Source organism: Alkalibacillus silvisoli (assembly GCF_039521975.1).
GTDB classification, from domain to species: Bacteria; Bacillota; Bacilli; order Bacillales; family Alkalibacillaceae; genus Alkalibacillus; species Alkalibacillus silvisoli.
This window is the reverse complement of the sequence record NZ_BAAACZ010000007.1, coordinates 29257-51704: the sequence shown is the minus strand read 5'-3', so window position 1 is coordinate 51704 and position 22448 is coordinate 29257. Positions and strand designations below refer to the sequence as shown.

The 22448-nt window shown below is 35.6% G+C and carries 24 protein-coding genes and 1 other annotated feature; of the genes, 7 read left to right on the top strand and 17 right to left on the bottom strand.

The genetic code is table 11. The features are described from left to right. Positions 1–109: 109 nt before the first annotated feature. Both ABDZ63_RS03815 and ABDZ63_RS03810 read left to right on the top strand, forming a co-directional pair. On the top strand, positions 110–493 hold the full coding sequence (locus tag ABDZ63_RS03815; protein ID WP_343781901.1) for a globin domain-containing protein: 384 nt from the start codon (positions 110–112) through the stop codon (positions 491–493). Between the two features lie 26 nt (positions 494–519). Beyond that, complete coding sequence (locus ABDZ63_RS03810; protein WP_343781900.1) at positions 520–1422, top strand: ClpXP adapter SpxH family protein; 903 nt, start codon at positions 520–522, stop codon at positions 1420–1422. A gap of 321 nt (positions 1423–1743) precedes the next feature. Here ABDZ63_RS03810 and pepF read toward each other — a convergent pair whose 3' ends face one another. The 4 genes from pepF to mecA all read right to left on the bottom strand — a co-directional run bounded on the left by pepF (position 1744) and on the right by mecA (position 7431). Continuing rightward, positions 1744–3549, bottom strand: a complete 1806-nt coding sequence (gene pepF / locus ABDZ63_RS03805) for an oligoendopeptidase F (protein ID WP_343781899.1) — start codon at positions 3547–3549, stop codon at positions 1744–1746. 171 nt (positions 3550–3720) lie between these two features. Beyond that, complete coding sequence (locus ABDZ63_RS03800) at positions 3721–4875, bottom strand: competence protein CoiA (protein WP_343781898.1); 1155 nt, start codon at positions 4873–4875, stop codon at positions 3721–3723. 45 nt (positions 4876–4920) lie between these two features. After that, complete coding sequence (gene cls / locus ABDZ63_RS03795; protein ID WP_343781897.1) at positions 4921–6435, bottom strand: cardiolipin synthase; 1515 nt, start codon at positions 6433–6435, stop codon at positions 4921–4923. Positions 6436–6738: 303 nt separating this feature from the next. Next, complete coding sequence (gene mecA, locus ABDZ63_RS03790; protein WP_343781896.1) at positions 6739–7431, bottom strand: adaptor protein MecA; 693 nt, start codon at positions 7429–7431, stop codon at positions 6739–6741. 315 nt (positions 7432–7746) lie between these two features. Between mecA and ABDZ63_RS03785 the strand changes: the two genes are divergently transcribed. After that, positions 7747–8430 carry a TerC family protein gene (locus ABDZ63_RS03785; RefSeq protein WP_343781895.1) on the top strand — a complete coding sequence of 228 codons (684 nt, stop codon included), beginning with the start codon at positions 7747–7749 and terminating at the stop codon, positions 8428–8430. 57 nt (positions 8431–8487) lie between these two features. Here ABDZ63_RS03785 and spxA read toward each other — a convergent pair whose 3' ends face one another. From spxA to ABDZ63_RS03770, 3 genes are all read right to left on the bottom strand, one after another. Further along, on the bottom strand, positions 8488–8883 hold the full coding sequence (gene spxA, locus ABDZ63_RS03780; protein WP_343781893.1) for a transcriptional regulator SpxA: 396 nt from the start codon (positions 8881–8883) through the stop codon (positions 8488–8490). 345 nt (positions 8884–9228) lie between these two features. Beyond that, complete coding sequence (locus ABDZ63_RS03775; RefSeq protein ID WP_343781892.1) at positions 9229–9819, bottom strand: GNAT family N-acetyltransferase; 591 nt, start codon at positions 9817–9819, stop codon at positions 9229–9231. Positions 9820–10096: 277 nt separating this feature from the next. After that, the gene (locus ABDZ63_RS03770; RefSeq protein ID WP_343781890.1) at positions 10097–11314 is read right to left on the bottom strand and encodes a putative glycoside hydrolase; all 1218 of its coding nucleotides are present in this window, start codon (positions 11312–11314) and stop codon (positions 10097–10099) included. A 310-nt stretch (positions 11315–11624) separates the two neighbouring features. Next, positions 11625–11831, top strand: a binding site (T-box leader). Positions 11832–11883: 52 nt separating this feature from the next. Between ABDZ63_RS03770 and trpS the strand changes: the two genes are divergently transcribed. Next, complete coding sequence (gene trpS, locus ABDZ63_RS03765) at positions 11884–12879, top strand: tryptophan--tRNA ligase (protein ID WP_343781888.1); 996 nt, start codon at positions 11884–11886, stop codon at positions 12877–12879. A 139-nt stretch (positions 12880–13018) separates the two neighbouring features. Here trpS and ABDZ63_RS03760 read toward each other — a convergent pair whose 3' ends face one another. The 6 genes from ABDZ63_RS03760 to ABDZ63_RS03735 form a co-directional block, all read right to left on the bottom strand. After that, entirely contained in the window at positions 13019–13774 is a 756-nt protein-coding gene (locus tag ABDZ63_RS03760) for a DUF3603 family protein (protein WP_343781886.1), read from the bottom strand. A gap of 72 nt (positions 13775–13846) precedes the next feature. Then, a complete protein-coding gene (locus tag ABDZ63_RS03755) occupies positions 13847–14053 on the bottom strand; it encodes a YuzI family membrane protein (RefSeq protein WP_343781885.1) in 207 nt (68 codons plus the stop codon). A 153-nt stretch (positions 14054–14206) separates the two neighbouring features. Next, positions 14207–15445, bottom strand: a complete 1239-nt coding sequence (fabF, locus tag ABDZ63_RS03750; protein WP_343781883.1) for a beta-ketoacyl-ACP synthase II — start codon at positions 15443–15445, stop codon at positions 14207–14209. A 39-nt stretch (positions 15446–15484) separates the two neighbouring features. Then, entirely contained in the window at positions 15485–16423 is a 939-nt protein-coding gene (locus tag ABDZ63_RS03745) for a beta-ketoacyl-ACP synthase III (protein ID WP_343781881.1), read from the bottom strand. A gap of 121 nt (positions 16424–16544) precedes the next feature. Then, positions 16545–17489 (bottom strand): BMP family ABC transporter substrate-binding protein, encoded by a 945-nt coding sequence (locus ABDZ63_RS03740; RefSeq protein ID WP_343781879.1) that lies wholly within the window; start codon positions 17487–17489, stop codon positions 16545–16547. 88 nt (positions 17490–17577) lie between these two features. Next, on the bottom strand, positions 17578–17853 hold the full coding sequence (locus tag ABDZ63_RS03735) for a hypothetical protein (RefSeq protein ID WP_343781878.1): 276 nt from the start codon (positions 17851–17853) through the stop codon (positions 17578–17580). A gap of 125 nt (positions 17854–17978) precedes the next feature. Here ABDZ63_RS03735 and ABDZ63_RS03730 point away from each other — a divergent pair, with 125 nt between their 5' ends. Beyond that, positions 17979–18158, top strand: coding sequence for a YjzD family protein (locus ABDZ63_RS03730; protein ID WP_343781877.1), 180 nt, complete (start codon positions 17979–17981; stop codon positions 18156–18158). Between the two features lie 55 nt (positions 18159–18213). Here ABDZ63_RS03730 and ABDZ63_RS03725 read toward each other — a convergent pair whose 3' ends face one another. Continuing rightward, positions 18214–18528, bottom strand: coding sequence for a hypothetical protein (locus tag ABDZ63_RS03725; protein WP_343781875.1), 315 nt, complete (start codon positions 18526–18528; stop codon positions 18214–18216). Positions 18529–18625: 97 nt separating this feature from the next. Here ABDZ63_RS03725 and ABDZ63_RS03720 point away from each other — a divergent pair, with 97 nt between their 5' ends. Continuing rightward, on the top strand, positions 18626–19438 hold the full coding sequence (locus ABDZ63_RS03720; protein WP_343781873.1) for an undecaprenyl-diphosphate phosphatase: 813 nt from the start codon (positions 18626–18628) through the stop codon (positions 19436–19438). A gap of 143 nt (positions 19439–19581) precedes the next feature. Here ABDZ63_RS03720 and ABDZ63_RS03715 read toward each other — a convergent pair whose 3' ends face one another. From ABDZ63_RS03715 to ABDZ63_RS03705, 3 genes are all read right to left on the bottom strand, one after another. Further along, positions 19582–20067, bottom strand: coding sequence for a hypothetical protein (locus tag ABDZ63_RS03715; RefSeq protein ID WP_343781872.1), 486 nt, complete (start codon positions 20065–20067; stop codon positions 19582–19584). A gap of 159 nt (positions 20068–20226) precedes the next feature. After that, positions 20227–20538: a metal-sulfur cluster assembly factor gene (locus tag ABDZ63_RS03710; protein WP_343781871.1), complete on the bottom strand. Its 312-nt coding sequence runs from the start codon at positions 20536–20538 to the stop codon at positions 20227–20229. Positions 20539–20611: 73 nt separating this feature from the next. Beyond that, on the bottom strand, positions 20612–21373 hold the full coding sequence (locus ABDZ63_RS03705) for an alpha/beta fold hydrolase (protein WP_343781869.1): 762 nt from the start codon (positions 21371–21373) through the stop codon (positions 20612–20614). A gap of 179 nt (positions 21374–21552) precedes the next feature. On the opposite strand from ABDZ63_RS03705, the gene ABDZ63_RS03700 reads away from it, so the two are divergent. Then, positions 21553–22392 (top strand): Cof-type HAD-IIB family hydrolase, encoded by an 840-nt coding sequence (locus tag ABDZ63_RS03700; RefSeq protein WP_343781867.1) that lies wholly within the window; start codon positions 21553–21555, stop codon positions 22390–22392. The last annotated feature ends 56 nt before the right edge of the window (positions 22393–22448 follow it).

Genomic DNA, 22448 nt, shown 5'->3' with positions numbered 1-22448 from the left:
GCGTAATCATCACGATCATTTAGTTAACAGCATTTCCCTATTCATATTAATTGATACTCATTACAACCGTTGCTAAAATAAATACAAAGAGAGAGAGAGGAATAATCATATGTCACACTCACAAGCTAATATATACGATGCAATCGGAGGTGAAGAGGCAGTAGAGCGACTCGTGGATGCCTTTTATGCACGTGTGGCTAATCACCCTGATTTAATTCCAATTTTTCCAGAAGATCTAACTGAAACTAAAAGAAAACAAAAACAATTTTTAACGCAATTCTTCGGTGGACCAATGTTATACATTCAAGAACATGGTCATCCTATGCTTCGTGCCAGACATGGACCATTTCCAATAACACCAACACGCCGAGATGCTTGGTTAGATTGCATGTCAGAGGCTTTAGAAGAAGCTGAAATTGAAGAGCCATACAAAAGTTCAATCTTTGAAAGATTAACGATGACCGCTAATCATATGATGAACACACCGGAGTAGTAGAATCGTTTGAAAGGGGAATCGATGTGGTGGATCAAACAGCAGATGTTATGAGCAATCTTACATCGAATGATAATTCCCAAGTTGACTTTTGTAATTTACTAAACAAACCAGTAGAAATATATTTATTTGTCGACCCACTATGCTCTGAATGTTGGTCATTTGAGCCTTATATTAAAAAGCTAGCAATTGAATATGGATGTTACTTTAGGTTACGGACAGTCGTGACTGGTAAATCAACTGAGATGAATATCTCATCTTTAAAACGAGCCGAGCAGCAACAGGGTTCTTATCACAAATTATCCAAACGAACTGGCATGAACTGTGAAGATGATTCACCACAATCAAAACTTGTTTCTTCACCCATATTAACATCTCTTTCAATTAAAGCAGCAGAACTTCAAGGCCAACGTTTAGGTATGAAATATTTACGTAGATTACGTGAATATTTATTTTTAGACAAACAGAACATTTCAGATGAAAACGTACTACTTGAGGTTGCCGAAAAAGTCAATTTGGATGTAGAGGAGTTCCAAAAAGATTTACATTCCAAAACAGCAAAAAAAGCATTAAAATGCGATATTCACCTCGCAAAGGAAATGGAAGTCGAACAAACGCCAACGATTGTCTTATTCAATCGTGTAGCAGACCAAGACGGGATCAAAGTATCTGGATTATATGATTATGATACTTATGTTAAAGCCTTATTTGAAATGATGAACAGAAAGCCTAGGCCTTCTGTAAAACCTGAACTTATAGACTTTTTATCTCACTTTAAATTTGTCGCATCAAAAGAAGTATCCGTCGTATTCGATTGGTCAGAGGAAAAAACAGAGAAAGAATTAAAAAAACTTCAACTGGCTCAAACAGTTGAACGGATTCCAGTTAAATATGGTACGTTTTGGAAATATAAAAAAGAGAACAGGTAGAATATTTTTTTTAAAAGCACCATATGATGAGTATCAAAGAAGGGAACGATGAACATGCTACAAATTTTCTTCTGGTTGATCCTGATTATAGGTGCTTTTTTGTTTAATCTTTTTGGAATGATGCAGTTGGTCCCTAGGTGGGTCTCCTTTCCACTATTATTTTTAGTGTTATTTTTATTTATAACTGTTCTCACTCAGAAAAACTCATATAGCAAAACAAGACGATTTCTTTAATGAAATCGTTAGGTGAAGTTGGTTTTGCTTTCAAATTACTTATGTAAGCAACAACCAACTGAGCTTAGCTGGTTGTTGCTTAAATTATTATTCAGTTAACAATGCTTCAAATTCATCAAGCTTCTCCTCAAAGACATCAAGCGCTTCAAGAATTGGGTCTTTAGTCGTCATATCAACGCCAGCCTTTTTAAGGACATCAATCGGGTCTTCACTGTTACCTGCCTTTAAGAACTCTTTATAACGTTCAACTGCAGGTTCTCCTTCTTCTAAAATCTTCGCTGCTAATGCTGTTGCAGCTGAGTAGCCAGTAGAGTATTGATACACATAATACCCCATATAGAAATGAGGAATACGCGCCCACTCTAAACCAATCGCCTCATCAACATGAACATTTTCACCAAAGTATTTTTTATTTAAGTTATAATAAATCTCTGTTAACTTTTCAGCTGTTAAGGCTTCACCGTTTTGTTCACGCTGATGAATCTCATGCTCAAACTCTGCGAACATGGTTTGACGGAATACAGTGCCTCTAAAGCCTTCTAAGAAATTATTTAATAGGTATAGACGCTTCTCTTTCTCATCTAATGTCTTTAATAAATAATCATTTAATAGTGCTTCATTTGCCGTAGAAGCCACTTCAGCAACGAAAATAGAGTAATCACCGTAACGCGGCTTCTGATGTTGACGAGTATAGTAGCTATGAAGTGAGTGCCCTAACTCATGTGCTAATGTAAATAAATTATCGACATTATCTTGCCAGTTCATTAAAATATATGGATTCGTTAAATATCCACCTGATGAATAGGCACCACTACGCTTACCCTTTGTCTCTAACCAGTCAATCCAACGCTCTTTATAACCTTTTTCTACAATTGATGAATACTCTTCACCAAGAGGCTTTAAACCTTTTAAAACATAATCTTTCGCTTCATCTATTGTCACTTTAATCTTCTCATCTACAAGTGGTGTATAAATGTCATACATGTGAAGCTCATCAACGTTTAACACTTTCTTCTTTAATTCCATATAGCGATGTAATGATGATAGTCGGTCGTTCACTGCCTCAACTAAGTGATCATATACTTGTTCAGGAATATTGTTTTGATCTAATGCCGCTTCACGTGCTGAGGAATAATGTCGTGCCTTCGCAAAAAAGTTTGCCTTTTTTACTTGACCACTAATAGTTGCAGCGAATGTGTTCTTATATTGACCAAACGTTTCATACATTTTCTCAAAAGCTTGCTTACGTACTGAACGGTCTTTAGAATCTAGAAAATCACGATAACGGCCGTGAGATAGCTGAACATCGTTACCATCTTCATCTTTAATCATAGGAAATTCAATATCTGCATTATTTAACATACTAAATGCATTACCTGGTGTTGATGTTACTTCAGACACTTCAGCTAAAAGTGCTTCTTCTTTTTCAGATAAAACATGGACTCGAGATTTCATAATATCTCTTAACGTCTTTTCATAATGTTTAAGCTCTTCATTTTCACTAATAAATTGCTTGATCTTCTCATCTTCCATAGCTAAAATTTCAGGTGTTACAAAGCTAAACGCACTCATCATTTGAGCAATTAAAGAATTCGCACGTGCATCCTGGTCTTGATATTTACTATTAGCCGTGTCTTGATCAGAACGCATGTGTGAATAGACAACGACTTTCTGAAGACGAATACGCAATTCATCTTCTAGCTGTAAAACAGCAAGTAAATTGTTTGCCGATTCAGCAATACTCCCCTTATACTCTGAGATCTTCGGAAACTCTTCTTTTAGTTCTTTATAGGCTTGTTCCCATTCTTCATCTGTTGAAAATATTGCTTCTAAATCCCATGTTAATTCCGTTGGTACTTCTTCTCTTGTTTTTAACCCAGTCGATTTTGACACGTATGTAACCTCCTAATATTTTTCTTACTATTCTCTATTTTATAAAATTTTAAGCATAAAGTAAAACTTGAAACACTAACTAAGCATATAAGTGGTTGTTGTTAAGTATAGTGTTTGTACTTTTAATTTGCATTAAAAGCGACCTACAATAACCATTTAATTTAATACAGCTTACAAATGAAATAACTGACCCACAACTTCACGGTCTTCTTTTAACGCCTCATCTAATGTCTTTGGAAAATGGACTTCTTTCTTCTTAATATACTGATCGCTATTCTTTTCTAAATAGCCTAAATTCACTAACGTCTTAACATAATCATATAAAGGGTGCATGGATGAATTCGGGTAAGCTGATGTTAATCTTGAAGTAAAATAAGAACTCATTTTACAATAAATATCTTTCCAACTTAACGCTTCTTCTAATTTTATTGTATTAAATATATCTAATATAAAATGAGTTTGCCAAATATAAATTGGGTCTTTAAAAAGGTGATAATTCTTTACCGGCAGATAAATACAAGAAGGTAAATATTGAGGGTGTAATTGGTCTTCGTACAAATAATTGAGATACTCCTTTTCAGCATCTGATGTAAATTCACGTTGCTTCGTTCGGAATCGTCGTTTTTGATAAATCCATTGTTCTTGTTCATTTTGATCATTTGCTTCACTAAACAATAAATCATGAAAAGAAAATTGTGTAATCGGCTTGGTTCTCGATGACGTGAAGGCTAGATTTTGATGAATTATGCTGGGTTCATGGAGCGATAAAGTAAATTGCGTTGAGTCATAAGTAAAGAATCTTGGCGTATTAACATACGGTTGGGATAATAAACTCGTTCGAATGGAAGGTGTTACTTTATAAAAGGAATGTTTAAATGGTTTTTCATAAGATGGACCAAATATCCAGATTGGAATTATTTGTTGTGAGAGAAACCCTTCTGTTCTTGCTAATATCTCTTGAGGTTCAATTGGAGAGCACTGATATTCGATTGCATAATAATAGTTTTTTACTTTTGTAATAAGGTCAGCTCGTTGTTGAATAGATTTTATGAAGTATTCGAGGTATATGGGGTATTTTTGGCTAAATAACCATTTAGCGAGGTGCATTTTACCACTAAGATGGACATCGCTTTCACCTTGCCCATGTGAGCAATTCTCATCACTTCGGTGAGCAAAGTGAGGAATATTCACTTCCCCTGCTTTTAAAATGACTGGTTTCTTGCATCCAGGACAAAACAGGTCCTCCCGTCTAATCACCTCAAGTCTTTCTTTTGGTTGACTGAACGAAATAACTGCTTGTCCATTAGCATTTACTGCCTTTAGCAATAGACATCACTCCTATAATTATATTATTAAAACCACCGCCATTAATTATAACAGCGGTGATAATAACCTAAATAATGATTCGACAACACGAATAAATATAGAACGCTCTTTAAATTCTTGAGGGTCAATTTGTTTTGATACACGAAAATCTTCCTTAAAATCATCAACCAGCTTATTCGTACTATCTGTTCTGAATAAAAAGGCATTCACTTCAAAGTTCAAATGGAAACTACGCATATCCATATTTGATGTTCCTATTGATGCCAACTCCTCATCAACGACTACAATCTTACTATGCAAGAACCCTTTACCATATTCATAGACTTTGATCCCCGCATCCATCAACTCTGGAAAGTAAGACCTTGAAGCATAAAAGACCACACGTTTATCAGGAACGTTTGGTACAAGTAGACGTACATCGACACCACTTAAACTCGCAACTTTCATTGCCGTTAATATATCTTCATCAGGAATAAAGTAAGGCGATGCGATCCAAATTGACTTCTTAGCAGAAATAATCATTGAAAAGTATAATTTCTTAATATTCTCCCACTGAGTATCTGGGCCATCAGCGATCATTTGGACACCGCCTGCTTGGTTATCCATTAAAACCATTTCAGGCGATAAATAGTCTTGTTTTAGTAATGACTCATTCGTTTCATAATGCCAATCTTGTAAGAAAATCATTTGTAAAGACCGAACCGCTTCACCTCTTACAAATAAATGCGTATCACGCCATTCTCCAAAATAAGCATCCTTCCCTAAATACTCATCACCAATATTCAAACCACCCATAAAGCCTAATTCACCATCAACAACGATGATTTTTCGGTGATTACGGAAATTAATCCGATTACCTATAAAAGGCAATTTAACTGGTGCAAATCCTTTAAATCTAACACCACTAGCTCGCAATTCTTCTTTATATGCATTCGATAACTTCCAGCTGCCTACTGCATCATATAAGAAGCGTACTTCCACTCCACTTTGGGCTTTATCAATTAAGATCTCTTTAATCTCGCTACCAATTTCATCATCACGAACAATATAATATTCCATATGAATGTGATGTTTAGCTTTTCTTAACGCATCTAAAATGGCAGGGAATTTCTCATCCCCATTTGTCAAAACGCTCGTTTCTGAATTGAATGAAACCGGTGAATTACCTAAATGATGGGCAAGGCGGAAGAACATCTTTTGGTGATCTCCCATTTGATTTAAGTCTTGTTCGGTAATAGACTTTTGCCCTTCAATCTTACTAAAAGCTTGCTCATCTAATTCTTGCTTTTCATCATAACGTTTTCTTTTCGTATAGTTACGACCAAATAATAAATAAAAGAAGAAACCCAACACAGGAAAAGCAGCAAAAACTAAAATCCAATTGATTGTTTGGGACGGATGACGATTCTCTATAAATATAATAAACACGATTAAGATAGCAGAAATTGTCACAAAAATAGAGAACGTCGTTATGAGTCGACCTTCCCAAATTACATATGAGAGATAACCGATCCCAATTACAATCGCTGAAAACAACAGCACTTGAATCCACTTAAGCATAACATCTAAGCCTCTTTTCTCTATCCCTCTGCTTGAACCACTATGTATATATAATATAGATTTACAATACAAAATATAGCAACATTTTGCAAGCTAGTATAAATCTACATATTTTTAAAACGATGCGATTATCTCATCCTTTTTTGACAAAGCGCACAGTCTTAATGAAATAATTTATTAATGAGAGGGGTAAATTTTATCAAAATTAATTTAAAAATGCATAAGTACAAGTAGGCCGATTAACTTAAATATCACTTTTAATCATAATAAAAAAACTGACAAGCTAACGCCTGCCAGTCAAAGTTATTTAAAATGTTTCTTTAGCTGTTTTAAGGCATTTTCAGCAAAAACTTCAACACCATATTCTGCTAAATAATAAATAGTTTGGCCTGTTTCGTCACCGAATTCAAGCAATTGGCTAATATAATCTTCTTGTTCATCTTCGCTTAAGAAGCCATTTGGAAAAGCAATGTGTAAATAATATTGATTCTCGTAAGCGAAAAGACGGTCATCGACAAAACGAGTATCATTCATTGATTGACTTAAGGAGATTACATCTTCAATATCTTCAAATTTAATCGTTAACGTTAAATCATCATCTAGGTGTCTTTTCTTTTTATTGTTCTTCGGCTCATCTTTTGATGACTCATCTTTAGGAAAGCTTTGATCCATAAAATTATCTAAATCTTGCGTCACACCAGAACTATTACCTTCATCATCCATATCTGGTAACTCTAACTTATTACCATCCTTGGAAATTTGCGCTTTCGTAACGACAATCTCAAGACCTTTATCAAGTGCTTGAACTTGAATCCATAGCGGTCCATCGACACTAAAGTCTTCATGATCATTCACTTCATCCATCATTTCCCAAAATAGCTCTTCGCCTTTTTCGCGATTATACCAGATATCTTCGCGATTAAATCCTCGTTTTTCGATATCACCATAAGATATATAAAATTTTAGTGTATTCTCATTAATTCTTTCTATTTCCATTGTTCTCCTCTCCCTTCTCGTAAGCATTTAATAGCTGGGAAGGACTACCCTAAACTCCTTACTCCTACAATACCCGGAATCAAAATTCTTCAATCATTTCATAAAGAGTTCTTCTTATTCATATTTTATGTTAGGTGAAAGTTAATTGAAAATGCTTTTGACTCCCTTTTTAAAATTCCATGTTTGACCTAGTGCATTTTCCGTTACTTAAGACAACCTATGCAAATGTTGGACAACCCATGAATTTATTAGTATTTAGTCCACTATTTTAAAACAAATAAACCATTTTGTCACGTAAAAAAAGGAGGTTTTTTAATGGAAATTTTATTTGAAATAAATTGGGACATATTGAAAGCTGTTTTAATCATCATCGGGATCGACCTTATACTAGGTGGAGATAACGCAGTTGTGATTGCTATGGCAAGTCGCAATTTACCTAAGTCCCTACAAAATAAGGCGATCATACTTGGGACAACCTTTGCGATTTTATTCCGCTTCATGTTAGCTACTATCGCTATCTACTTACTTACCATTCCATATGTTCAACTAATTGGTGGTGTATTCCTATTCTTCATTGCAATTCAGTTGTTGTTACAGAAATCAGATGAATCACATAAAAATATCTCAGCATCTGCGACAATGTTTGGAGCTGTAAAGACAATTATTATTGCGGATGTTGTTATGGGATTCGATAATGTACTAGCCATTTCTGCTGCCTCAAATCAAAATATTTACTTAATCATGTTCGGCTTAATAGTGTCAGTTCCGATCATTATATTCGGTAGTAAACTCATCCTACATTTCATGAATAAATATCCGGTCATTATTTATTTCGGTGCTAGTTTGTTAGCCTATACAAGTGCAGAGTTAATATTAAAAGAAGTTAAACTTCAACCGTTTATTTTACATCTACCACTCGTGCACTTAATCTTCCCGCTAGTTGCTATTATATTTGTAGTCTTGATCGGTTACACCTCGAGGAAAAAAGAAGCTTACTAAACAGACAAAGCCGAACCAGTTAACAATTGGTCCGGCTTTTTATATTATACTTGTTAATCAATTCACTAAACGTTGGGCTTCTTTTAGTTGGAAAGAACGAACCTTCCTTGGTAAGAATCGTCTAATCTCATCTTCATTATACCCAACTTGAAGTCGTTTATCATCCAAAATAATTGGACGTCTTAACAGTCCTGGGTTTTCTTGAATAAGGTCGATCAAATCTTTTAATGGCATTTGATCTAAGCTAACATCTAATGTTTGAAATACTTTTGAACGCTTCGAAATAATCTCATCTGTGCCATCTTCAGTCATACGTAAAATTTCTTTAATTTCATCTGATGATAAATTTTCTGAGAAAATATTTCGTTCTTCAAAAGGAATCTCATGCTCTTCTAGCCATGCTCTTGCCTTTCTACAAGATGTACAGCTTGGTGAAGTAAATAAAGTTACCATGCCATTCACTCTCCTTTAAAACGGCTTTAGACATGAAACAGAATATATTGAAAAGAATATTAGTTTAGAATCACTCTAATCTAACTAATTTAATTATACAATAAAATTATGTAGTTGAATAGTGGGTCTTACTAGTTGTAATGAAATATTCACAATATCGATTTCTGTCTTATTATTGTTATACCCTTAATTAAAATAAATAAACCTATTTTAATAAAATTATTAATTTTTTTCTAATCCGCGACCGTGAAATTCAAGCGATCAACCTAGAACTCAGTATTTACATCGTTCTTTAATAAAGAGGCTACCCCTCATTATTGGGCAACCTCTTTATTATACCATATTTTACACACCTTTTGGGTCTTTAAGTGTTTCAAATAAATCACGTTCACGTTCACGATCAATCTTTAATACTTCATCAACTGGCTGATACGATTCACCATATATTTCTTCGTCTTTATACGTATGAATTTGTTCATATAGTTTTTTCATCTTTTCATAAATCTCTTCTTCAGATTCTTCATCAGGTGACCAATATAAAATTTCTAATGTATTTAACTCATTAGTTTTAAGCGAACGGCGTGTATAACCAATCGACCTAGCATGCTTAAACCCTTCACGTTGATAAAAACGCAGTCGCTTCTCAGTATCCGTATCATCATAATCAACGGGTTCTAACTCTAAAATAATAGGCTTTTTGTGCTCTTTTAATTGCTCAAGTAATTTTTGACCTAAGCCTTGCCCGCGAGCTTTAGGTGACACATAAACATAATCTATAAAAATAAATGATTCAAATTCCGCATACATCATGACGTGATGTTCATCTTCATCCTTATAATAAACATCACTTCTTTCCTTCAACAAACGCTCCATATGTTCCTTAGATTTCATTTCTTCTACAGGAAAATACTCATTTAGCTTCTCATACCAATTCATACATCTACTCCTTCTTAAGTTGTTTTCACCAAAATCAGTGAATGCATCATTCTGTTATTTATTATAGAATACCGGGAAAATTCTGTTAAACGGCATTTAGTTTCGCTCAGCAAGATTAATTACTATATGAATTGACTATTTCCCCTCAACCATATAATCCCTCAAATATTCACATATAAACTTCCATATTCATTAAAATAAAAGAAATTTGCCAAAAACTTTAAACTTAAGCACCTAAAAAAAGAACCTTGGAGTGAACCAAGGCTCTTTTGGAGAATTATTGTGGGTCAAAATTTGTTTCTCTCGTGTATCTATTACTAGGGTCCCATAATAAGTATTCATAAATACCATTATCGTATAGCGCCTGGATTTGCGCTTCTACTTCATCAGGACCGTAAGTAAACACATTACCAGAAGAGTATAACCAAGAAGCTGTAAAATCTTGTAGCCATGGCCTTGATACTGGTGGAGAATCAAGTTCAGCTAACAACTCATTTTCTACTTGAGCATACTCATTAACCACGTTATATGGCTCGCGGTCTGGCTCATCTATCCCAAAGTACGATGTCCAGTGACTTGGATAAATCATCGATGAAATAACGTCCACATTTTCAGAAATGCCTAAGAAGTTCTGTCCAATCCCTGGTGCGTCTTCTACTGTTGCGGCATAACCAAAAATATCAACAGATACATCAACATCATATGGCTCTAATTCACTATAAGCATATTCAACAAATTCATTTACCGCTCTAACACGTTCTCTAACATTATCTAAGTCAGCATCTTCATAATCCCCACGTGTGTAGTCTAGGTCTTCATCACGGTGTTCAAATCCTTCTGGAAATCGGACATAGTCAAATTGAATCTCTTGGAAACCTAACTCAGCTGCATGCTTAGCAACCTCGACATTATACTCCCAAACATCTTGTACAAATGGATTAACGAACGCTTCACCACGGCCATTCACCCAAACTTCCCCATCTTTTTTAAATGACCACTCCGGTTTCGTCTCAGCTAATTCAGAGTCTTTGAACACAGTCACTCTTGCAATTGGATAAATTTCTTCTTCCTCAAGGCGCTCTAACACCGCACGAGGGTCGTCCATATAGCTATTTGATAACTCGTGAGCAACATGGTCCTCATCAAGCTTATACGTAATATTTCCATAATCATCTTTTACATCAATAACCATTGAGTTTAACGGTGTATCATTTAGAAACTCAATTAAATCCTCAAATCGAGAACCTCCAGCAGAATGTCCCGTAACATAAATACCTCTTACAGCTTCTGGATACTCAAAATGTAAGCCAGTATCAAATGTGAAGCGAGGAATTGGATTTGGTAACTCTTTTGTTTGTAGATTACTTTCGTAAGTTCCAAATAAATTTGCATGTTTAACACTCGTTTCATCAGCATTCAATGATTGTTCAAAAGACATTAATTGAATGAGACCGACTAATAAAATTAATGAAATGACAAGCCGACACTTCTTCATAGTTCCACTCCCCCCAAGTTGTTTTATCTATATTTATTATAATCTGTTTTTGACAGTATTTGTTGAATTTTTGATAATTCGTTCGAAAAAAAATATCAAAATCCATCAATAGATTTAGATTCAAAAAAGCTTAGTTCAAATTTCTAGGCATAATTATGGATTAACTTGCAACAACACTGAACTTCACATATAATAAGAGCAGTGGGAACAACATCAAATGAAGAATAAGTTGATCAAGTCGAGGAAGCTTGATTTGATTGCCCACAAAAATTGAATGTTTATATACAACGGTTTTGAAATGAATACTTATTTAAATGCTATGAAAGAGCTTTAGTACATTATAACCTCTATTGATCAGTGAGTCTGGATAGTGTGAACAGACATTACGTTATATTGGAAATTGGGGGCTTTGGAGCAGTTTTTTAGTTTGTACCGGCTGGCTCCCGTTAAAGGCTAACACTGAGTGATCTCACATTGAGATAACAAGGGTGGTACCGCGATTCCATTCGTCCCTTATTTTTGGGGAAGAATGGTTTTTTTATTGAATAAAACATAATGAGGTGAGAATATTGAGTACTATTTTTTCAGGCATTCAACCAAGCGGATCTTTAACAATCGGTAACTATATGGGCGCATTAAGCCGATTTCCCGAGCTACAAGATGATTATACTTGTTATTTTTGTATTGTTGATGAGCATGCCATTACCGTCCCACAAGACCGATTAAAGCTACGTGATCAAATCCGATCATTAGCAGCACTATATTTAGCTGTTGGCATTGATCCTAAAAAGTCTATGCTGTTCATTCAATCAGAAGTGCCAGCCCATACAGAAATGGCTTGGATTTTACAATGTGTAGCTTACGTCGGAGAGCTTGAACGCATGACACAATTCAAAGATAAATCATCAGGAAAAGATGGTGTATCTGCAGGGCTATTAACATATCCACCATTAATGGCAGCTGATATTTTGTTATATTCAACTAATTTTGTACCTGTTGGTGAAGATCAAAAGCAGCATATTGAACTAACACGTAATTTAGCAGAGCGTTTCAATAATAAGTATAATGATATTTTGACAATACCTGAGCCTCGCATCCCAGAACAAGGGGCCAGAATCATGTCACTACAAGACCCAACAAGTAAAATGAGTAAATCAGATGAAAATCAAAAAGCAACGATCTATATTTTAGATGAGCCTAAACAAATTGAGAAGAAAATCAAGAGTGCAGTTACTGACTCAGAAGGAATTGTTGAATATGACCAAGAAAATAAGCCAGGTATCACTAACTTATTAAACATATATTCTGGATTTTCAGGTGAATCAGTTAAGGAGATTACTAAAAAGTACGAAGGTAAAGGTTATGGTGATTTCAAAAAAGACTTAGCTCAAGTAGTTATAGAAGCATTAGAACCTATTCAAACTCGCTATCACGAACTATATGAATCAGAGGAACTTGATACAATTTTAGATGAAGGTGCCGAACAAGCCTCATTTGCCGCAAACAAAATGCTTAAAAAAGCTAAAAAAGCAATGGGACTCGGCCGTGTTCATTTAAAGCGATAAAGTGTGAACCTCTTGAATAAAAACTGAATTGGCACCTTAATGCCAATTCAGTTTTTTTGTGACGTTGCTTTTGAATAACGCACCGGCGTCCGGTGAAAACACCTAAAAACAGGCTTGCGCTAAACGCGCAAGCCCTCTGTTATTTCTTTAGCACATTTTTCTTTTGTTGTTCCATTTCCCAGAGACGCTCGAAAAACGGCTGTCCTTTTGCCATCTTCTCACACATTTCATCATGCTTCTGGCTCCAACCGCCACGTGCTTCTTCAAGAAGTAAATCAAAGCCTTCATCAAATGTCATATGCTGAATTTCTTGATACATATCAGGGTGCCATTCAGTTAGCCAGTAGCGTAACTCTGCAATCCTTTTACTTTGCTTTAGCTGATCTAACATCAACATCAACAAGTGCTTAAGTTGACGTTCCTTTCTAGTTAGACCCATCATATATTCTGGTTGCAATGATAATATATGATACTCTTTCACATTCTTTTTCGCTTTAAAAGAAAAATCTAACGGTCGTTTATGTGAAATTAAATCTAGCACTAGTCGCTCTTGCCTCGGAATGACACGACTTTTTCTTACTGGAATATCATAACCTAACGTATCAACTACCATCACCTGGTGTCCATCAGTTGCAACAAAGGCATATTCTAGGGAGATTCTCTTATGTTGTTTTTTTAAGTATGCACGTTTATAAACAGCTTCTAACAAAGACTTTGGTAAATCTGACATATCGTTTTCTATGTAGTGGAATAGTTCTTTTGTTACATACACAACTGGGACTTGGTCGAGTAGCTCTATTGAATCATTTTTTCGCCACTCATGAAAATGGCAAACATTGTAACCATTTTCTTCCCCTTCAAACCAGTTCACCCAAATATCATGAACGTACATCATCAATCATCCCTCACTTTAAGTGTTAATCCGTTTATGCTCATTATCACCAAGTGACATATTTTTATTCTTAATTTATGAACTAAATGGTTTTTTATACATTGCGAAAACCATTAAAAAAGCGCCGGCTGGCAGTAAATAACACTCAGGTCTTTTATAAATAAAAAGTATAAAATCATACAAACCCATCCCGACTGGTAAAAAATTCAAATAACCAATTATTGAAACAGAACCTACACACGTAAAGCCAAAACCAATGAAAAATAAGACTAATTGCCACATATTCGCATCTCCCATTCATAAGGATGCTCGTCCATAGATGACTCGTCCATCTAATTTACTTAAATATATGTAACGAAATCACTAAACATTAATATTTAACACAAAAAAACTGGCCTAGTATAACTAGACCAGTTTGGCTATATCTTTTAAAAATTATTTATATTCCTTAAACACTAATGAAGCATTATGACCACCGAAACCTAAAGAGTTGGACATAGCAACTGTCACTTCTTTTTCACGTTTTTCATTTGGCACATAATCTAAATCACAGTCTTCATCTGGAGTGTCATAATTAACAGTTGGTGGCATGACATTATGCTTTATAGATAAGACCGATACGATTGCTTCTAAACCACCCGCTGCTCCTAGTAAGTGACCTGTCATAGACTTCGTTGAGCTCATCGCTAGATTGTAAGCGTGATCTTTAAAAACTGTTTTAACAGCATTTGTTTCATACGGATCATTCAACTCAGTGCTTGTTCCATGAGCATTAATATAATCTATCTCTTCTCCACTTATTTGTGCATCATCTAATGCTTGCCTCATAGCACGAGCAGCCCCTTCACCCTCTGGAGCTGGAGCGGTAATATGATGCGCATCACCTGTAGATCCATACCCTACAATCTCAGCGTAAATTTTAGCACCGCGTTTTTCTGCTGATTCAAGAGATTCAAGAATAACAATACCTGAACCTTCACCCATTACAAAACCGTCACGATCCTTATCAAACGGGCGGCTAGCTGCTTTCGGATTATCATTGGTCGTTAATGCACGCGCACTTGAGAAGCCAGCAAATGACATATTATTAATCGGCGCTTCACTACCACCTGTAATCATGACTTCAGCATCACCGCGTTCAATAACTTTATACGCATCACCAATTGAATTCGTGCCAGATGCACAGGCTGTAACAGTACAAGAATTAATCCCTTTAGCACCAAATAAGATGGATACTTGACCTGAGGCCATATCTGGGATCATCATCGGTACAAAGAACGGACTAACGCGACGTTGCCCTTTCTCTAAAAACTTTCTAAACTGCTCCTCATACGTCGTCATACCGCCAATACCTGAACCAATCCATACACCAGCTCTTGGTGCTAGTTGTTCATCAATTGTTAATTCAGCATCATCTAGTGCCATTTTTGAAGCGGCTACGGCATATTGCGTAAATAAATCCATGCGCTTCGCTTCACGTTTATCCATATATAACGATGGATCGAAATCTTTTACCTCAGCTGCAATTTTAGCAGGGAAGTCTTCTGGATTAACCTTTGTTACTTGATCAATACCTACTTGACCATCAAGTAAATTGTTCCACATTGTTTCAACATCATTACCTAATGGAGTCAAAGCTCCGACACCTGTTATTACAACACGTCTTTTTGACATTTTCATTTACCTCCTATATCCTTCTTATCCATTTGAAATTTATTTACCCCATTTTAAAGCAACTGCACCCCAAGTTAAGCCGCCACCAAATCCAACTAAGACGACTGCATCATCTTCTTTAATTCTACCTGCTTTTACATCTTCTGACAATGCAATTGGGATTGATGCTGCTGATGTATTGCCATAACGATCAACTGATTTGGACATTTTTTCAACTGGTATATCTAATTTTTCACGAGCTGCTTCCATAATCCGAATGTTCGCTTGATGTGGAATAAGGTAATCAACATCATCCTTTGTTAAACCTGCTTCATGGACCACATTCAATGATGACTCACCCATTTGACGAACAGCGAACTTAAACACTTCACGCCCATTCATATAAATGTTGTCCTCATCAGTTTGATGGAGATATGGAATACCAGATCCATCTGAACCAAGCTCATGAGATAATATACCTTTATCTTCAGACACATTCGAAACGACCGCAGCTCCTGCTCCGTCTCCAAAAAGAACCGCTGTATTTCGATCAGACCAATCCGTAATTTTAGATAGTTTTTCCACCCCAACAACTAAAATATTCTGATGAACACCAGCTTCAACAAACTGCTTTGCTGTTACAATTCCATAAATAAATCCAGAGCATGCAGCACTAATATCCATTGCTGGAATCTGCCTTGCACCTAAGCGCTCTTGTAATTGACAAGCCACTGATGGAAAGCCCATGTCAGACGTGACCGTGGCAACTAAAATCATATCAATGTCTTCACCTTTAATATTAGCTTCCTCTAAGGCCATCTCAGCAGCTTCATACGCCATATCTGAAGTATTTATTTGTTCAGAAGCGATTCGCCTTTCTTCAATTCCTGTCCTCGTTCTAATCCATTCATCCGAAGTATCAACAATCTTTTCTAAGTCGTGGTTTGTAACGACTTTTTCCGGTACATAGTGCCCAGTACCAATTAAACCTGCTTTCATGCATGTCATCTCCTAACGATTAACTAATATAATCATATATTATGACCTGGTTCTAATTTTACCAAAAAATATAACCACTTAAAAGCTTACTATCTTTTAAATGGCAAAAAGTTATTCATAATCAATGCGGTAACTGACCTGTTTCTAAAAATTCTTCGATCACTTCATCTAAATGGGCAGCTAAGTGAGTCGAAACCGCATCACCATACTCTCCTAGATAAATATACTCTTCATCAAATGTTATATTCATAATCCCTGATGGCAACATATCATCATCAAACATTTGGGCTAATTCCGGATATATTCCTTCAACTTCATGAACGGTACTGGTGATAACCGTTTCTGGCGCGACTTCATATTGGTCATGAATATATCCAACCGCATAAAGATCATATTGTTCAGCTAACCGGATCACTGGCACGTTAAAGCCATCTCCTGCTGGATAGACAACATCAACATCTTCTTCAATCATTTGTTCAAAAAACATAATCGCGCGCTGCTGATCATACCAGCTATTAACAGAATTTATCGTTGTGTTAATGGATGGATCAACAGACTGAACCCCTTCATAAAAACCTTGCGCCTCATCTTGATGATGAAAGGCTGAGATAATCCCAATATGCTCTGTTTCAGTCATTTCAGCTGCTAACATTCCTGAGAAAAAGCCCATATCATAACCATCAAAATTAACACTCGTAATATTTCGATCAAAGATCTGGCCATTAAAATAAATAAAATGAACGTCAGAATGATACTCATTAATTTGATCAAAAACTCGACCAAAGTTTGAGCCGTGCCCAAAAACTAAATTAACCCCTTGTCTAGCAAAGTCTTGTACAGCTTCTTCTGCTTTACGATTCGTATCAATATTCTCACGTATTAAAACACTTACATTCTGCTCATCCTTTATATTAAGGCCCCCTAAGTAACCGCCACGCCCCCAAGTTTCATCGTGAATGGTTCCTTCTAAAAGAATACCAACATTATTAAGTTGTCCATCATCAAAATAACCACAACTAGTTAAAATAGTTGGTGTTATAATGATTAAAAACAGCCATTTATACAACCTCGAGACACCCCGATACGATTATTTTTCTATATTAACTATTGTGGTAGCAAAATTTTAAAATAGCAAGTGTTTAAATTTCTGAATTTTAGCTTTCATTGGTCGTTATTTTAAATATTTGCTTAGCTTGAACATCGACTTCTTCATCAATTATAAACGCCTGATCAAACGATTCCCGCCCATCAAGTTCCTTAAGGTCCTCTACAAATTGAAAATTAGCATTTCTTCCAACCATCGCAAAATAAAACATTTCATCTTCTGTCGTTAACGACCCAGAACCAACGACTTTGTTTCCACTATTCAAGTAATAATCAACGAGCTGATAACCCAACTTCTCAAAACAAGGATAGACAAAAACCTTCATAAAAATCTAATCTCCTTATTTATTTTTAATAAGCTTATCTAATTCGCCAAAATTTTTATATTTATTTTTTATTGTAGCTTTGATAAACTATAGAATGGAACGTAATGATAAATGAGGTGAAAAATATGCGTGTAATTTGGACGGCTATTTGGAGCTTTTTACTTAGTGCAATGATTGTATATGTAATCAGTAGTATGGCTGGTTATTCATTTGACCTTACAGGTACTGTTGCCATTGCAGTTACATTTACTTTAGTAACAGTGATCTTAAGTGAAGGAGTTCTTAAGGATAAACCGAATGAATAGCAAGTGAGGTTGACTTACCACTCGTTGAAGGAAGTCAACCTCTTTTTTTATCCATTTACCATGGTAATAAACTTAGCGCAGCTACAAATGTTAATGGAATAATTAACCGACTTAGACCATATCCTTGTGGTGGATACCCATAGCCATAATGACCGTAACCACCATATCCTCCATAACCCCCAAATGGGCCGCCGAACCGCACTGGTAATTCAGGAATTTGGTGTGACGGTACAACCAAATGGACATGTTCATCATCTAAGTCTATGACATAACCTTCAACTTGATCACCTGTTGTCGTTTCAACTAGGACATGTTGTTTCATGTGATTTTTACAAAGCTCATAATTGTGACCTTTTGTATGATGTACCAATGTAACCTCCCCTTTCTAAGTACAATGTATTCAAACAGCCCAAGACATGTGCACAGGTTTTACATATTTAAAGGGGAGTCTATAGGAGGTAAATATAATGGCTGAGTTGATTGAAATTATAAGGTTTATTTTCTTAGGCGTGTTTCAAGGTTTTACTGAGCCTATACCCGTATCATCAAGCGGACATTTAGTCATGCTTCGATCAATGTTAGGTGTTGATGATCCTGGCATTACATTTGAGGCATTTATTAATTTCGGCTCCCTTATTGCGGTTATCATGATTTATCGAAAAGATATCATCCAATTAGCCGTTAACGGTAGCCGTCATATAATTAATCGTAAACAAGAAACCCAACAAGACTTTTATTATTTATTTTTACTTTTTATTGCAACGATCCCCGCAGGCGTTATGGGCTTATTATTTGAAGATGTGATTAGTGGGATTTTAAGCCATGTTAAATTGGTCGGTGTCACTTTAATATTAACAGCTATTGCCTTATGGATTATTCGAAACTTAAAAGGCTATAAAGGTGATGGAGAAATTACGCTGACTGATGCAATTATTGTTGGGTTTGCTCAGTCGATTGCTTTAGTGCCAGGAATTAGCCGCTCAGGTGCAACGATCGTAGCAGCTATGTTAGTCGGTTTTAGACGCCGAAGTGCTCTCAGATTCTCATTTTTGATGTATATTCCAGTTAGTGTTGGCACGATGATTTTTGCTGTAAATGATGTGTTAAACAGCCCTGAACTATCCAGTCAATTCATCTTATATGTCATCGCGTTAATCGCAGCGATCATCGCCTCATACTTTGCATTATTATTATTTATCAATGTCATGACTGCTGGTAAGCTTAAATACTTTGCTTATTATTGTATGGCTGTTGGTGTGTTGGCGATTATTTTTCTTTAAAAGATTGTTGCTATTATCGGCAAAACATAAATATCTAATTGTTTTATAAAATATTAGAATTTTCTACCATTATAAAGTACAATATTATCCATCAATTAAAACAGATAGAATGGATGAGGAATATGAGTAAAACAACATTTACTTTAATGATCCTTTTGGGTATAGTTGGTGGTTTCCTGTTTAAATCTATCTATTAAATCTTCCAATAATTGCAAAGTATCCAAACTAGATTCTAAATACTGTCTCTCTTTGCTAAAAAAACCTTCACTAGACACTAAACCTTTTATAGAATCACTCGAATCTCTGATTTCAAATAAGATATTGTCAATATTTTCAACCTTTACATTTTCAAGCTCCTTATTAATAATCTCTTGTTCAACCAATCCAATGACATATTGAATTTGAACACTTACATGATCAACTGCACGATTAGTTGAACTATCAAAATCTATATTATAAGAAGATTCAAGCTCTTCAAAGCTATTTATATACTGCCTTAATTTGTCATGGGTCGTTTGATCAGATTTACTTACACCTTCATTGAAATTAGAATACAACCAAACCATTACCACCAAATTAACAACTACAAAACTCCCAACCAATCCAACAATAACTGTTTTTTTAGTCAACATAATCTCTCCCTCTTAATTAAGCCAATACATTAAGTATCGTACATGCCCCATGCAGTATGTGCTAAACTTTACGAAACCGCTGGCACAGCCAGGGGGATCAAAAACATTAAAAAAAGTGATGTCAACTTAGGTGACATCACTTTTTTTAACCAAGTTTTAGTCCGGAATGCCAAGAGCAATTTTCGCATAACGTGACATACGATCTTTTGTCCATGGTGGGTTCCAAACGATATTAACTTCTACATCATCTACTTCTGGTATATCTGCAAGTGCATTTTTAACATCTGATTCAATTGTTGCCGCTAGTGGACAACCCATTGCTGTTAATGTCATTGTAACTGTTGATAAACCTTCCTCGTCTAATTCAATATTATAAACAAGACCTAGGTTTACAATATCAATACCAAGCTCTGGGTCGATTACATTCTCAACGGCTCCCCACAGATTCTCTTCTAATGCTTGATCCATGCATAGTCCTCCTTCAACATTCTTACTTTATTATAAACATGTTTAAGTCAAATTTTAAAGTAAAATATATCACTTATAAATAAGTTTTAAACCAATTGGTCAACTCTAACATACCACTGCGACTCACTTTATGATCGCGACCTTTCTCACTAACAAATTTGACTTGTTCAAATCCAGCTTGCTGTAATTGATCATGAAAGCTTACAGCATGGTTAAATGGAACGACATGATCCTCTTCCCCATGCCAAATTAATAATGGGCGTTCGTTAATAACTTCAACTTGTTCTGATAAATCAATTTGCTTTAATTCCTCTACTTGTGCTTTTATTTCTTCATCTGTAAAGGGGAGCTGAATACCCTGTTGTTCAATCCCTTTTAATAAATAATGAGCCATCTCCTGTAGCTTTGCTGAGCCCATCATTAATCCAGCTACTTGAACCTCATGATACTGTGTCAATGCTGCTGCAGTTGTAATGCCACCCATACTAGTACCAGCTACACCTAAACGCCCCGCTTCTAATAGGCCATTTTTCATTAGCCACTCATTAAGTTTATGTAAATCAATTAGATTTTTTTGAACTATTTTCCAAAAATTAAATTGAATTTGGTCATTACTTACTTCCCCCTGCCGTTCACCATGGTGTAAAGCGTCCGGTAGTACCACTCGGAATCCTTCTTCTGCTAATAAATAGGCAATCGCTAAGTTTTGTTCCTTTGCACTTGTGAATCCGTGGAAATAAACGACTACTGGTAGTGGAGCGACTTGTTGATCTTGCTTATGTATGATCAGTGTTGGTATATCATCAACGAGTTGATGGTCAATGACAATTCCCATGTGTGATTCTCCCCTTTTCATTTTATTACTATAGTAAATGAAATGAACTATTCCTACAAACATTAGCCATTCACCACTGCTTGGCCAACAGATCAACATAAATTAAGTATGACATTTCAAGAAAAATATGTTATAATAATTTAATTAGATATAAAAAGGGTAATGAGGTGAAATTGGGTATGAAAAAGCATCTAATCGCGTTAGATTTAGATGGTACTTTATTAAATAACAATAAGGTGATATCTGATCAAACACTTAAAACAATTGAATCAGCGAAAGAAGCGGGACATATCGTCGCGATTGCAACAGGAAGGCCATTCAGAGCAAGTAAGCAGTATTATCAACAAATGGGATTAAGTTCACCAATCGTCAATATGAACGGGGCTTTTACCCATCATCCAAAACAAGTTAATTGGGACCATCAGCATTCACCCCTTCCAAAAGATGTCGCTCATGACATTGTCGACACTTGTTATGATGTTGGAGTCCAAAATATCCTAGCTGAAATTATGGATGATGTTTATATTGAATATGAAAACAACCATGATATTACAAAGTTTTTCCAATTCGGTCTAGACACACCAGCAACTTTTGGTAAAATAAAAGATCATTTACCACAAGATCCTTCATCAGTATTAATTCATCCATTCGATGACCGGGTTGATGCGATTCGCCAAACTCTAACTGATCGTCACGCATCAGTTGTCGATCATCGTAAATGGGGCGCTCCATTCCATGTCATTGAAGTCATTCGTTCTGATATGCATAAAGCTGTAGGCGTTCAAAAAATTGCTAAAGATTATGATATTCCAAAAGATCGAATCATTGCATTTGGTGATGAAGACAACGACTTTGAAATGATTGAATATGCTGGAGTCGGAGTTGCAATGGATAACGGAATTGATGAGTTAAAGTCACTGGCAAATGAAATTACTTCAACGAATCACGATGATGGTGTTGCACAATTTTTACAAGAATATTTAAATTTACCTAAAATCGAATTAACTAAAAATGTTTAATTAATAACTCTTCATTTAAGAAAATCCGGCATTTGCCGGATTTTTTTAATTCCAGC